The following is a 12,214-nucleotide window of genomic DNA, read 5'->3' on the forward strand; positions in this document are numbered from 1 at the left end:
TTCCAAAGGAAGTTGCCGCTATGCGGCAGAAATTTCGCCGCCGCATTTCATGAAACGACGAGCAACAAAGATCCATAGTATTGTATCGATCACTATTTCTGTCGAACGGAACATCTCGGAAAAACTCTCGTTGGTACAGATCGCGATAGAGCGATGCAACTCGATGGAGACACTAAGATGATGAAAATTCTCTCTGCATCCCTACTTGCTATCGGCCTGGCCACATCTGCCATGGCACAATCGACCGGCTCGGGAACCAGCGGAACTGGCACGGGCGGAAAATACCGGCGCCGATATGGGCACCTCCGGCGGCAACACCGGCACCGGTAGCGCAACCACGCCGAATACGATCGATCCGAACGCAACGAACGCCACGCAAGGAAACGGCATGGATGACCGCTGCAAGGATACGGCAGGCAACGATACCGACAACAACACCCCCAGCGGCGCTATGACGTCGGATATGCAGAACTGCAACAAGTAACGGAGTTTTGCTCAGCCGTCGTTTCAGGCCGCCACCTAGTCCAAACCCGGTGCTCGCGGTTCAAACCACAAATCAGGCCTGCTGAGACATGTGCTGACCGGGCACGGGCTCACCATATTTGGCGAGCCCAGGCCGACGGTCGATCACACTAGTCTCAGCTAGGTTCCGCGATAGGCGGCGGCCAGCCCGGGACGGGCGGCCGCTCTGCTGATGATTTCGGTAGGTAGAACTGGTGGAGCCAATCGGAATCGAACCGACGACCTCTTGAATGCCATTCAAGCGCTCTCCCAACTGAGCTATGGCCCCACTCCGGCAGTCCGCCGGCGCCGTTTCGGCGAAGAGATCCGGCGCGGGTTGAGACCGCGCCGTTAGTGCAGGCGGCTTCTAACCCCGCCTTCAGTCAATATCAAGCCTTCAAGAACCGCTTTTTCTAGGCGGGGGCTGCGAAAGCCGGCGAATGCGGTTCGCTCAGACTTCGTCGTCGTCTTCGCCGACGCCGATCATGTCGGCAACGTCGTCGTCTTCTTCCTCCTCGTCGGCAAGGAACGTGTCATCCTCGTCATCGCCAAGGTCAACGTCGTCCTCGTCATCGCCGAGATCGGGAAGCTCGTCGGCCTTCGCGTCCTCGTCCGCCTCTTCGAGAGAGACGACCTCGACGCCCTCTTCCTCCTCGGCGTCCACTTCCTTCTCGGCAACTTCCTCTTCCTCCTCGAGGGCGGCTATCTTGCCTTCCTCGAAATAGGAGCGCGGATAGCTCTTGCCCGTGTAAGGCGAGACGATCGGGTCCTTGTTCAAGTCATAGAATTTTCGACCCGTCTCCGGGTCGATGCGTTTGGTGCCAAGTTCGGGTTTTGCCACAGCAAGCCTCGTCGATGAAAGTTTGGTCCCCTTAACCAGAGTTTACGGCGCTGTCAAAGCGAAAAGCCGGCGTCCCAAAAAGCTTGAATTCGAAGGCCTTCGTACCAAGGGGATGACCATCTCGATCCGCCATGATAGGAGACCGCGCAAACCACAAGAAAATGGCCGGCCGCCGGCGTTTCCAGGAAAGAACCATGTCGCACACTGCCGCCCCGAAGCAGGCCACCGCCCGAAAATCATCTGGTCTTTCCGGCGCGGCACGGGTGCCGGGCGACAAGTCGATCTCGCACCGTTCCTTCATGTTTGGCGGGCTGGCCTCCGGCGAAACCCGCATCACCGGACTACTGGAAGGCGAGGACGTGATGCGTACGGGCGCTGCCATGAAGGCGATGGGCGCTCATATCGAGAAGCATGGCACTGAGTGGGTGATCCGCGGAACCGGCAATGGCGCGCTGCTGCAACCGGAGGGCCTGCTCGATTTCGGCAATGCCGGCACGGGCTCCCGCCTCACCATGGGCCTGGTCGGCACCTATGACATGGAAACCACCTTCATCGGCGACGCCTCGCTGTCCGGCCGGCCGATGGGCCGCGTGCTCGAACCGCTTCGCCAGATGGGCGTGCAGGTGCTGAAGGCGACACCCGGCGACCGCATGCCGATCACGCTGCGCGGGCCCAAGCACGCCGCGCCGATCACCTACCGCGTGCCGATGGCCTCGGCACAGGTCAAGTCGGCGGTGCTGCTGGCGGGGCTGAACACGCCGGGCATCACCACCGTCATCGAGCCGGTGATGACGCGCGACCACACCGAAAAGATGCTCAAGGGGTTCGGCGCCAATCTGTCGGTCGAGACCGACGAGCGCGGCGTGCGCCACATTTTCATCGAAGGCCAGGGCAAGCTCACCGGCCAGACCATCGCGGTGCCTGGCGACCCCTCCTCGGCCGGCTTTCCGCTGGTGGCGGCGCTGATCGTGCCGGGCTCGGACATCACCATCGAAAACGTGCTGATGAACCCGACGCGCACGGGCCTTCTTTTGACGCTGCAGGAAATGGGCGCCTGGATCGACATAATCGATCCGCGCAACGAAGGCGGCGAGGACGTCGCCGACCTGCGCGTACGCTATTCCGAACTGAAAGGCGTCACCGTGCCGCCCGAACGGGCGCCGACCATGATCGACGAGTATCCGGTGCTTGCCGTGGCGGCGAGCTTTGCCGAGGGCGAAACGCTGATGCTCGGGCTTGAAGAACTGCGGGTGAAGGAATCCGACCGGCTGTCGGCGGTCGCCAACGGGCTGAAGCTCAACGGCGTCGATTGCAGCGAGGGCGAGGCCACGCTGGCCGTGCGCGGAAAACCTGGCGGCAAGGGCCTCGGCCAACACCCCAACGGACAGGGCACCATCGTCCAGACCCATCTCGACCACCGCATAGCCATGAGTTTTCTGGTAATGGGGCTGGCGACGGAAAAGCCCGTGACCATCGATGATCAAGCGATGATCGCGACAAGTTTTCCGGAATTCATGGGCCTGATGAAGGGGCTCGGTGCGGCGATCGAGTGAGATACTTTTACGTTTATTGGAAACATAGCATACCGGAGGAGCCGTCCCATCTCTGGTATGAAGTTGCCGACGACATTTCCAGAACCGGACTATAGAGTTCTATGCCGATGGCTCCGTGGGTTTTGCCATTCGCGGCGCTGCCCTCGACGGGTCGGAGGATATTGAGATCGGGGGCACCAGAAATTCCGTAGAAGGCTTTCCCGATCTCACAGAGATCAATTCCGACAATCAGTTCGAGGCCTCGGAGGTCAACGCGGTTGACTTCGAGCGCCGATGGAGTGAGGCACTTGCATCGAGGTTTCGAATGACGACAGGCTTCACCATCGCCATCGACGGCCCTGCAGGCGCTGGAAAGGGCACCCTTGCCCGACGGCTCGCCGATCACTACCGGCTAAACCTGCTCGACACCGGCCTCACCTATCGCGCGGTGGCGCATTCGCTGCTCCGGCTCGGCATGCCGCTCGACAATGTCTCGGCCGCTGAAACCGCGGCTCGTCAGGTCGATCTGGCAAAGCTCGACCGCGCCGTGCTTTCGGCACACGCCGTCGGAGAGGCTGCCTCGAAAGTGGCTGTCATCCCGTCGGTGCGGCGCATCCTGGTCGACAAGCAGCGCGACTTTGCAAAAACCCCGCCGGGCGCGGTGCTCGACGGCCGCGACATCGGCACTGTCGTCTGTCCCGATGCCGACGTAAAACTCTATGTCACGGCCAGTGCCGAGGTGCGGGCAAAGCGGCGGCTGGACGAAATCGAGAGCATCGGCGGCACTGCCAATTTCGATGAAATCCTTGCCGATATCGTGCGTCGCGACGAGCGCGACATGGGCCGCATGGACTCGCCCTTGAAACCGGCAGCCGATGCGCACTTGCTCGACACGTCGGAAATGGCTATAGAAGCCGCGTTTCTGGCAGCTCGGGCGATCATCGATGACGTCCTGGCCAAGAGAAACGAAGCCTGAGCCGGGTTTTCCTGCCGCCGCCGATTGCCGGCGACAAAAAGAATTCCCATATCGGGCATGAACCAGCCTGCCAGCATTCTTCATGCGCCGGAATTGCCGCCCAAAGGCGGCCAGGGCTTTTTGCCCGGAACGCCGGCAGGCCAACGCAACGCTAACCCACGGCGCCCGCCCCGCGACAGATTGCGGGGCATTCCAGGAGAAACTATGTCAGTTGCAAATCCCACTCGCGATGATTTCGCGAGCCTGCTCGAAGAATCATTTTCCGCCGGCCATTCCGGCGAAGGCCAGGTCGTCAAGGGCATCATCACCGCCATTGAGAAGGACATGGCCATCATCGACGTCGGCCTCAAGGTCGAAGGCCGCGTGCCGCTGAAGGAATTCGGCGTCAAGGGTAAGGACACGACGCTCAAGGTCGGCGACACGGTCGAGGTCTATGTCGAGCGTATCGAGAACGCGCTTGGCGAAGCCATGCTGTCGCGTGAAAAGGCCCGCCGCGAAGAGAGCTGGGTCCGTCTCGAAGAGAAGTTCACCAAGGGCGAACGCGTCGAAGGCGTCATCTTCAACCAGGTCAAGGGCGGCTTCACCGTCGACCTCGACGGTGCCGTGGCTTTCCTGCCGCGCAGCCAGGTCGATATCCGCCCTATCCGCGACGTCTCGCCGCTGATGCACAACCCGCAGCCCTTCGAGATCCTCAAGATGGATCGCCGCCGCGGCAACATCGTGGTGTCGCGCCGCACCGTACTCGAGGAAAGCCGCGCCGAACAGCGTTCGGAAATCGTGCAGAACCTCGAAGAAGGCCAGGTGGTCGAAGGCGTCGTCAAGAACATCACCGACTATGGTGCGTTCGTCGACCTCGGCGGCATCGACGGCCTGCTGCACGTCACCGACATGGCATGGCGCCGCGTCAACCATCCGACCGAAATCCTCAATATCGGCCAGACGGTCAAGGTGCAGATCATCCGCATCAACCAGGAAACCCACCGCATCTCGCTCGGCATGAAGCAGCTTGAGAGCGATCCGTGGTCCGAGATCGGCACCAAGTTCCCGATCGGCAAGAAGATCAAGGGTACCGTTACCAACATCACCGACTACGGCGCATTCGTCGAGCTGGAGCCGGGCATCGAAGGCCTCATCCACGTTTCGGAAATGTCGTGGACCAAGAAGAACGTGCATCCCGGCAAGATCCTGTCGACGACGCAGGAAGTCGACGTGGTGGTGCTCGAAGTCGATCCGGCCAAGCGCCGCATCTCGCTCGGCCTCAAGCAGACGCTGGAGAACCCGTGGGAGGCCTTCGCGCGCAGCCATCCGGTCGGCAGCCAGGTTGAGGGCGAGGTCAAGAACAAGACCGAGTTCGGTCTGTTCATCGGCCTCGAAGGCGATGTCGACGGCATGGTCCACCTTTCCGACCTCGACTGGACCCGTCCGGGCGAGCAGGTGATCGAGGAGTACAATCGCGGCGACATGGTCAAGGCGCAGGTGCTCGACGTCGACATCGACAAGGAGCGCATCTCGCTCGGCATCAAGCAGCTGGCCAAGGACACGGTCGGCGAAGCGGCGACGTCAGGCGAACTGCGCAAGAACGCAGTCGTCACCTGCGAGGTTATCGGCGTGAAGGATGGCGGTCTGGAAGTGCGGCTGGTCGACAGCGGCATCGAGACCTTCATCAAGCGCTCCGACCTCAGCCGTGACCGCGACGAGCAGCGCCCCGAGCGCTTCACTGTCGGCCAGAAGGTCGACGCCCGCGTCATCGCCTTCGACAAGAAGACCCGCAAGCTGCAGGTCTCGATCAAGGCGCTGGAAATCGCCGAAGAGAAGGAAGCGGTCGCCCAGTACGGTTCGACTGACTCCGGCGCTTCGCTGGGCGACATCCTGGGTGCCGCGCTGAAGAAGCAGGGCAGCTAAGCCAACACTGCGCCTCGCGCAGGTTGTAAACGAAACAAAAAGCCCCGCCGGAGCGATCCGGCGGGGCTTTTTTTGCACCCGACCTGAATTTCAGGCCCTGCCGTAAAGCGGCACCAGCGTGCCGCTCATCGCCAGATTGGCCGGCGAAGCGAGGTAGGCAATGGCCTCCGCGGCTGCTTCCAAGCTGACCCATTTGCTGAAATCGGCGCCCGGCATGTCAGCCCGGGTGGCCGGCGTGTCTAGGGTCGAGGGCGCTACGGCGTTGACCAGTATGCCCTTGCCCTTCAGCTCTTCGGCCATCGCCACGGTCATCGCGGCGACCGCCGCCTTGGCGGCAGCGTAAGCCACCTTGCCGGAGCCGCGCCGCGGATCGAGCCCGGCTCGCGCGGTGACATTGACGATGCGGCCCGATACGGAAGATTCCAGCATCGAGCGTATCGCCGCGCGGCAGCACAGGAAGGTGGTGCGGGCGTTGGTGTCCATCATCTCGGCAAAGGAGGCGGGCTCGATCTTCTCGACCGGTGCGGCGGTGAAGCCGCCGGCCAGATGCACCGATGCCCACAAATCCGGAACGCTGGCATAAAAGGCATCGACCTTGGCAGCGTCGGCGAGGTCGACATTGTGCGCCAGCCTGACGCGGTCATGTGCCGGGAAGGGAAAATGGGCAGGCGCGGCAGCGTGGGCATTGGGCACATGGCAAATCGCGCCCTGCTCCAGCAGTTTCCCTACGACCGCGCCGCCAAGCGCCCCGGTGCCGCCGGTCACCACGATATGTCTGCCGTCCAGTGTTTCCGTCATATTCGACCGCTCCGTCGTTGCGCGCCGCCGATGCGGAAGGTCGCGCCTTTCGCGCGATCACTCAACCGAAATCTCGATGACGTAGGGTCGTCCAGCCGCCCGCGCGCGCCCAAGCGCCTCCGCCAAGCCGCCGGCGCCGGAAATCCGCTCGGCGGCAATGCCATAGGCTTCGGCCAATTTGCAGAAATCCGGCGGTGCCGGGGAGACGCCGACCGGCTCGACGCCGACATCGAGCATCGAGGTTTCGATCTCGCGGTAGCCGCGATTGTTCCAGACGGCGAAGATCACCGGCGCCACCGCGTCGAGCGCGGCGCCCAGTTCCGGCAGGGTGAACTGGAAGCCGCCGTCGCCGGTGAGACAAACGACCGGCGCCTCAGGCCTGGCAAGGGCAGCACCGATCGCCGCCGGCGGGCCATAGCCGAGCGCGCCGAAGCCGGTAGCGGCGTTGAACCAGCCGCCCGGCCGGTCGTGATCGTAATAGAGGTTGGCGGCGTAGACCGGCTGGGTCGAATCGCCGACGATGATCGAGCCAGGCAGCGCATCACGGATCGTCTCGACGGCGCGCAATTGCGCCTGCATAGCTGGGCCAATCTCGGCAAAGGCCGCTTGCCGCGTCGCGGCCGCGCGAGCGGCGCCGTCGCCTGATTGCGCCTGGCCCATGCCGAGTTCGGCATGCAGCGCCTCGAGCGCTGCGCCACAATCGGCCTGGATCGAAATCCGGGCCGGCCGCCTGGTAAGTTGGTCGGCGCCGATGTCGATGCGGATCAGATTGGCGGGCAGGACAAAACCGCCGTCGCCATAGCCGTCATAATCGGTCGGACCGAATTCGGTACCGGCGGCGATGACCAGGTCGGCATCGGCCATCAGCGCACGCACCGCCTTCAGGCTGGGGCTGGCCGGCACGCCAAGCGGATGGCGATAGAGCAGGCCGCGCGCATTGGCGGTTTGGACGACCGGCGCTCCTAACCTCTCGGCCAGGCGCTGCAACGGCGCTTCGGCAGCTTTGGCGCCGCCGCCGGCCAGGATAAGCGGCCGGCGGGCGGCAGCGCAAAGCCTGGCTGCCTCAGCGATCACCGCGGCGCCCGGCTCGGGCGGGGCCGAATTCCGCAGCAGCGCCACGATGCCGGTGGCGGGCATGGTCATGACATCGGTCGGGATCTCGATATGCACTGGCCCCGGACGCGAGGATGAAAAAAGTGCAAAAGCGCGGGCGAGCACGCCGGGCAATTCGCCGGCCTCGGTGACACGGTGCGAAAACAGCGCCACCTTCTCCATCATGCCGCGCTGGTCCGGCAGTTCATGCAGATGGCCAAGGCCCTTGCCCAGCGTCGGCGTGGCGTTGACGCCCGAGATTACCAGCATCGGCACCGAATCGGCGCGCGCCTGGCCCATGGCGGTGATGGTGTTGGTCAGCCCCGGCCCGGTGATGACGAAGGCGACACCCGGCTTGCCGCTCGCGCGCGCATAGCCGTCAGCCATGAAGCCGGCGCCCTGCTCGTGGCGCGGCGTGACGTGACGGATCTTCGACCGCGCAAGCCCGCGGTAGAGCTCGACCGTGTGCACGCCGGGAATGCCGAAGACGGTGTCGACGCCGTGCGCTTCCAGCAAGGTGATGAGCGCTTCGCCGATCGTCGTCATTGTCTTAGCACCGGGCGCGTGAGGCAGGTTGGGCCGCCCTCGCAGGCAATGCACAGCGCATCGGCCTCGAATGTCGAGACCGTACAGCCGGCGGCCTGCATGGCAGCCGCCGTCTTCGGAAAACCGGCAACGGCGATAACCTGGCGCGGCGCGGTCGGCAGGACGTTCAGGCTGAGCCCGCTCGAGGCGAAGAATTCGTCGGCGTCGCCCTCGACCAGGCGAATGCCATGCGCACGCAGCATCTGGTGGAAGGCGACCGGCAGGAGCGGCCCATAGACCAGCGCCAGATCGTCGGCGAGCGGGCTGATCACCGACATCAGATGCAGGCAGGCGTCCTCGCCTTGCCAGAGCGGCAGGTCGAAGCCATAGACCTGGATGCCTTTGGGTGAAAGCAGGTTGGAGAGCTGCTGGATGCCGTGCTGATTGGTGCGTACGCCGCGGCCGACCGCCAGTGTGTTTGCATCCATCCACACGCAGTCGCCGCCCTCGACCTGGCCGGGAGTCTCGATACGGCCGAGGACAGGTATGCCCATGCGCCCATAAGCTGCCTCGTGCAGGCCGGGCTCGGGCCGGCGCAGCGCCTTGCCCATGGCAAGGATGACCGCGCCATGGTCGGTCATCAGCGAGGGATCGTGGGTAAAGACAGAATCGGCAAGCCCGTCATCGGCGTCGCTCAGCCATTCGATCTCGGCGCCTGAGCCGGAAATCAGCCCGGCCAGCGCTTCATGCTGGGCCGCCGCTTTTTGCGGATCGAAGCCGGGACCGTAGTGCCATTCCAGTGCTTCGGCCCGATGCATGGCGCTGGCGGCGGAGCGCATCAGCACGCGCTGCAGCGGCCCTGCCATCGACTGCGACCCGTATGCTTTGCCCACTAAATTCTCCTGAAACGCGCTCCCTCCTGCCAATAGCCACTCGGCAGGCCGTGATCAATGGTCCAAAAACTGCGGTTGACGGAGGCAAGCGGAACGGTCCATCTTGAGAATCGGAACGCTGTCCAGTGACGGGTAATGGGTAATAAATTCCAGCAAGGACTGCCTCGGCTGCTCCGCGGGGCACCGCGACGATGACAGCGCCGGCCACCGCCCTGAAGCATACGGTGCAGAACGGCGCCGCCGAAGCCATCCACGTCGAGAACCTGCACAAGAATTTCGGCAAGCTGCACGTATTGAAGGGCGTTTCGCTGTCGGCGCGCGATGGCGAGGTGATCGCCATCATCGGCGGCAGCGGCTCGGGCAAGTCGACGCTGCTGCGCTGCATCAATTGCCTGGAGAACCCGACCAGCGGCATCATCCGCGTCAATGGCGAAGAGATAAAGCTGAAGGCCGACAGCCACGGCCACACCGTGCCCGCCGACCGCAAGCAGATCGAACGCATCCGCTCCAAGCTCGGCATGGTCTTCCAGAACTTCAATCTTTGGAGCCACATGACGTTGATCGAGAACGTCATCGAGGTTCCCGTGCATGTGCTCGGCGTCAAGCGCGATGTAGCGATCGGCGAGGCGGAAAAGCTGCTCGCCCGCGTCGGCCTGGCCGAAAAACGCGACGTCTACCCCGCCTATCTGTCGGGCGGCCAACAGCAGCGCGCAGCGATAGCCAGGGCGCTGGCCATCAATCCGCGCGTCATGCTGTTCGATGAGCCGACCTCGGCGCTCGACCCGGAGTTGGTCGGCGAAGTGCTGAAGGTGATCGGCGACCTGGCGCGCGAAGGCCGCACCATGGTGCTGGTCACGCATGAGATGAAGTTTGCCCGCGAGGTGGCGACGCATGTCGTCTATCTCCATAACGGGCTGGTCGAGGAAGAAGGGCCGCCGGAACAGATCTTCGGCGCACCAAAATCCGAAAGGCTGAAGCAGTTTCTGCGCAATGTTGGATGACTTGCGAGAAAAGCAGACGGGAACGTCAAAACCAAAAAACGGGAGAACTGAAAAATGAAACCTTTTCTCAAAACGGCGCTCGCGGCCACGCTGATCGCATTGTCGGGCGCATTTTCGGCAAGCGCCGAACAGATCAAGGTGGGTTTTTCGCCGGAAGCCTATCCGCCGTTTTACTCGCAGGATGCTTCCGGCAAGTGGGGTGGCTGGGAAGTCGACATCGTCAACGCCATTTGCGGCGAAGCCAAGCTGGATTGCGCATTGACGCCAGTCCCGTGGGACGGCCTCATCCCGGCGCTTAAAACCAAGAAGATCGATGCGATCATGAATTCGATGTCCATTACCGACGAGCGCAAGAAGGAAATCGACTTCTCCGACAAATACTATAACACGCCGACTGCGGTGATCGGCGCCAAGGATCAGAAATTCGATGCGACGCCAGAGGGGCTGAAAGCCAAGATAGTCGGCGTTCAGGCGTCTACGGTGCACGCCGCCTACGCCAAGAAGCACTTCACCGACGCTGCGGAAATCAAGGAATACCAGACGCAGGACGAGGCAAATCAGGATCTCGCCGCCGGCCGGATCGATGCCACTCAGGCCGATTCGATCGCGCTCGACGCGTTTTTGAAGTCGGACCAAGGCAAGGCGTGCTGCGACCTCAAGGGTTATGTCGCGCCGGACCTTGAAGTGCTCGGGCCGGGCGTCGGCGCCGGCATGCGCCAAGGCGACACCGAGCTCAAGGACAAGATCAATGCCGCCATCAAGGCCATTCGGGCCAATGGCAAATATGCCGAAATCACCAAGAAGTACTTCGATTTCGACATCTACGGCGAAGCGTCGCAGTCCAACTGACGGAAACGGCGTCAAGCCGGGCATGCCTAGCCGCCGTCGTCGCGGTGGGCATGTCCGGCTTGACGCATCATTGGCGCCTCAACCCGCAAGTCCAGGGGACATAAGCTGAGCGACGTTCTCGCCACCATGTTCGGAGCCAGTTCGCTGGAATTGCTGTCCTTCGAACCGCCGAACGGCAGGGGTCTCAGCCTTCTGCATGGGCTGGCAAACTCCGTCGGAATTGCTTTCGGTTCCTTTGGGGTTGGTCTTTTGATCGGCGTCGGCGGCGCCTATGGCAAGCTCTATGGCGGGCCGGTGGTCCGTGACCTGCTGGAAGTTTACACCACAGTGGTCCGCGCCGTGCCCGAGCTGGTGCTGATCCTGCTGCTTTATTTCGCTGGTACCGACCTCATCAACCAGTTGCTTACCGCGCTCGGCTGTGCCGCGATCGACATCAACGGGGTTGTCGCCGGCATAGGCGTGCTCGGGGTCGTGCAGGGCGCCTACTCCACCGAAGTCTTGCGCGGCGCGATCCGCGCCGTTCCGCAAGGCCAGATCGAAGCCGCGCGGGCCTATGGAATGCCTCCCGGCCTGCTTCTCAGGCGTATAACGCTGCCGGCGATGCTGCCTTTCGCCATTCCGGGGCTGGCAAATTTGTGGCTGATCGCCACCAAGGACACCGCGCTTCTCGCGATCGTCGGCGTCAATGAACTGACCCAAACCACACGGACGGCAGCCGGCGCGACGAAGGCTTATTTCACCTTCTTCATGGCGGCGGGCGCGCTTTATCTCGTTCTGACCCTCGTCTCCAACGTCGTCATCGGGCGGGTTGAGCGCTGGGCGCGACGCGGCATGCCGTCGATCGCGGGATCGCACTGATGGCGACCGAAACCCCGGTCATTGACGCCGTCGCACGGGCCTCGCTCTGGATGCAGCCACACCGCATAGCTCTGATCCTGATCGCGCTGGTTGTCGTACTGGCATCGATTTTCCTCATGCGTTGGGATTGGCTTCCCACCTATCTGCCGCTGGCTTTGCAAGGCATGTGGCGGACCATCTGGCTGCTTGTGGTAACGTCGGCTCTGGGCATCGCGCTCGCCATCCCCCTCGGCCTGGCGCAGGTGATCGGCCCGCCGATCTTGAGCGTGCCGGCCAAGGTGTTCTGCACGATTGTTCGCGGCACGCCGCTGCTGCTCCAGCTCTGGCTGCTCTACTACGGACTGGGTTCGCTGTTTCCGCAATTTCCGTGGATACGCGAGTCGTTCCTCTGGCCCATTCTAAGGCAGGCATGGCCCTACGCCGTTCTTTCTCTGACGATCTCGTAT

The 12,214-nt window shown here is 63.0% G+C and carries 12 protein-coding genes, 1 tRNA gene and 1 pseudogene; 9 read left to right on the forward strand and 5 right to left on the reverse strand.

The window, feature by feature from the left end; translation table 11 throughout:
* The first annotated feature begins 295 nt into the window (after nt 1–295).
* Nucleotides 296–484 carry a hypothetical protein gene (locus tag NKH43_RS24015; RefSeq protein ID WP_352860138.1) on the forward strand — a complete coding sequence of 63 codons (189 nt, stop codon included), beginning with the start codon at nt 296–298 and terminating at the stop codon, nt 482–484.
* A gap of 230 nt (nt 485–714) precedes the next feature.
* Here the strand turns inward: NKH43_RS24015 and NKH43_RS24020 are convergent.
* Both NKH43_RS24020 and NKH43_RS24025 read right to left on the reverse strand, forming a co-directional pair.
* Nucleotides 715–790, reverse strand: a tRNA-Ala gene (locus NKH43_RS24020).
* Nucleotides 791–952: 162 nt separating this feature from the next.
* A complete protein-coding gene (locus NKH43_RS24025) occupies nt 953–1,342 on the reverse strand; it encodes a TIGR02300 family protein (protein WP_023676282.1) in 390 nt (129 codons plus the stop codon).
* A 194-nt stretch (nt 1,343–1,536) separates the two neighbouring features.
* Here NKH43_RS24025 and aroA point away from each other — a divergent pair, with 194 nt between their 5' ends.
* From aroA to rpsA, 4 genes and pseudogenes are all read left to right on the forward strand, one after another.
* Nucleotides 1,537–2,895, forward strand: a complete 1,359-nt coding sequence (aroA, locus tag NKH43_RS24030) for a 3-phosphoshikimate 1-carboxyvinyltransferase (protein ID WP_352860139.1) — start codon at nt 1,537–1,539, stop codon at nt 2,893–2,895.
* A gap of 85 nt (nt 2,896–2,980) precedes the next feature.
* Nucleotides 2,981–3,169 (forward strand): annotated as a pseudogene (locus NKH43_RS24035) (DUF6881 domain-containing protein); the annotation flags it as partial.
* A 30-nt stretch (nt 3,170–3,199) separates the two neighbouring features.
* Nucleotides 3,200–3,850 (forward strand): (d)CMP kinase, encoded by a 651-nt coding sequence (gene cmk, locus NKH43_RS24040; RefSeq protein ID WP_352860148.1) that lies wholly within the window; start codon nt 3,200–3,202, stop codon nt 3,848–3,850.
* A gap of 204 nt (nt 3,851–4,054) precedes the next feature.
* Entirely contained in the window at nt 4,055–5,752 is a 1,698-nt protein-coding gene (gene rpsA, locus NKH43_RS24045) for a 30S ribosomal protein S1 (protein ID WP_023676278.1), read from the forward strand.
* Nucleotides 5,753–5,842: 90 nt separating this feature from the next.
* On the opposite strand, the gene NKH43_RS24050 is transcribed toward rpsA, so the two are convergent.
* From NKH43_RS24050 to NKH43_RS24060, 3 genes are read right to left on the reverse strand one after another with little or no spacing between them, the layout of a single operon-like run.
* Nucleotides 5,843–6,550 (reverse strand): SDR family NAD(P)-dependent oxidoreductase, encoded by a 708-nt coding sequence (locus NKH43_RS24050; protein WP_023718023.1) that lies wholly within the window; start codon nt 6,548–6,550, stop codon nt 5,843–5,845.
* 57 nt (nt 6,551–6,607) lie between these two features.
* Nucleotides 6,608–8,188 carry a 5-guanidino-2-oxopentanoate decarboxylase gene (locus NKH43_RS24055; RefSeq protein WP_352860140.1) on the reverse strand — a complete coding sequence of 527 codons (1,581 nt, stop codon included), beginning with the start codon at nt 8,186–8,188 and terminating at the stop codon, nt 6,608–6,610.
* Nucleotides 8,185–9,033 (reverse strand): dimethylarginine dimethylaminohydrolase family protein, encoded by an 849-nt coding sequence (locus NKH43_RS24060; protein ID WP_031193690.1) that lies wholly within the window; start codon nt 9,031–9,033, stop codon nt 8,185–8,187. The genes NKH43_RS24055 and NKH43_RS24060 overlap by 4 nt, the downstream gene beginning before the upstream one ends.
* Nucleotides 9,034–9,251: 218 nt before the next feature.
* Here NKH43_RS24060 and NKH43_RS24065 point away from each other — a divergent pair, with 218 nt between their 5' ends.
* The 4 genes from NKH43_RS24065 to NKH43_RS24080 form a co-directional block, all read left to right on the forward strand.
* Nucleotides 9,252–10,061, forward strand: coding sequence for an ABC transporter ATP-binding protein (locus tag NKH43_RS24065; protein WP_023718026.1), 810 nt, complete (start codon nt 9,252–9,254; stop codon nt 10,059–10,061).
* A gap of 54 nt (nt 10,062–10,115) precedes the next feature.
* Entirely contained in the window at nt 10,116–10,910 is a 795-nt protein-coding gene (locus tag NKH43_RS24070; RefSeq protein WP_352483947.1) for a transporter substrate-binding domain-containing protein, read from the forward strand.
* Nucleotides 10,911–11,036: 126 nt separating this feature from the next.
* A complete protein-coding gene (locus tag NKH43_RS24075) occupies nt 11,037–11,768 on the forward strand; it encodes an ABC transporter permease (protein WP_352860141.1) in 732 nt (243 codons plus the stop codon).
* On the forward strand, nt 11,768–12,214 hold a 447-nt coding region (locus NKH43_RS24080; protein ID WP_352860142.1), incomplete at its 3' end, for an ABC transporter permease subunit. The genes NKH43_RS24075 and NKH43_RS24080, both read left to right, overlap by 1 nt.

The sequence above is a fragment of the Mesorhizobium sp. M1163 genome (genome assembly GCF_040318415.1).
Taxonomy (GTDB): Bacteria; Pseudomonadota; Alphaproteobacteria; order Rhizobiales; family Rhizobiaceae; genus Mesorhizobium.

Coding starts and splice junctions, on each gene's coding strand:
- NKH43_RS24015 (WP_352860138.1), top strand. CDS start 296: ATGGGCACCTCCGGCGGCAACACCGGCACCGGTAGCGCAACCACGCCG.
- NKH43_RS24055 (WP_352860140.1), bottom strand. CDS start 8,188: ATGACGACGATCGGCGAAGCGCTCATCACCTTGCTGGAAGCGCACGGC.
- rpsA (WP_023676278.1), top strand. CDS start 4,055: ATGTCAGTTGCAAATCCCACTCGCGATGATTTCGCGAGCCTGCTCGAA.
- NKH43_RS24065 (WP_023718026.1), top strand. CDS start 9,252: ATGACAGCGCCGGCCACCGCCCTGAAGCATACGGTGCAGAACGGCGCC.
- NKH43_RS24050 (WP_023718023.1), bottom strand. CDS start 6,550: ATGACGGAAACACTGGACGGCAGACATATCGTGGTGACCGGCGGCACC.
- cmk (WP_352860148.1), top strand. CDS start 3,200: ATGACGACAGGCTTCACCATCGCCATCGACGGCCCTGCAGGCGCTGGA.
- NKH43_RS24075 (WP_352860141.1), top strand. CDS start 11,037: ATGTTCGGAGCCAGTTCGCTGGAATTGCTGTCCTTCGAACCGCCGAAC.
- aroA (WP_352860139.1), top strand. CDS start 1,537: ATGTCGCACACTGCCGCCCCGAAGCAGGCCACCGCCCGAAAATCATCT.
- NKH43_RS24070 (WP_352483947.1), top strand. CDS start 10,116: ATGAAACCTTTTCTCAAAACGGCGCTCGCGGCCACGCTGATCGCATTG.
- NKH43_RS24060 (WP_031193690.1), bottom strand. CDS start 9,033: ATGGCAGGGCCGCTGCAGCGCGTGCTGATGCGCTCCGCCGCCAGCGCC.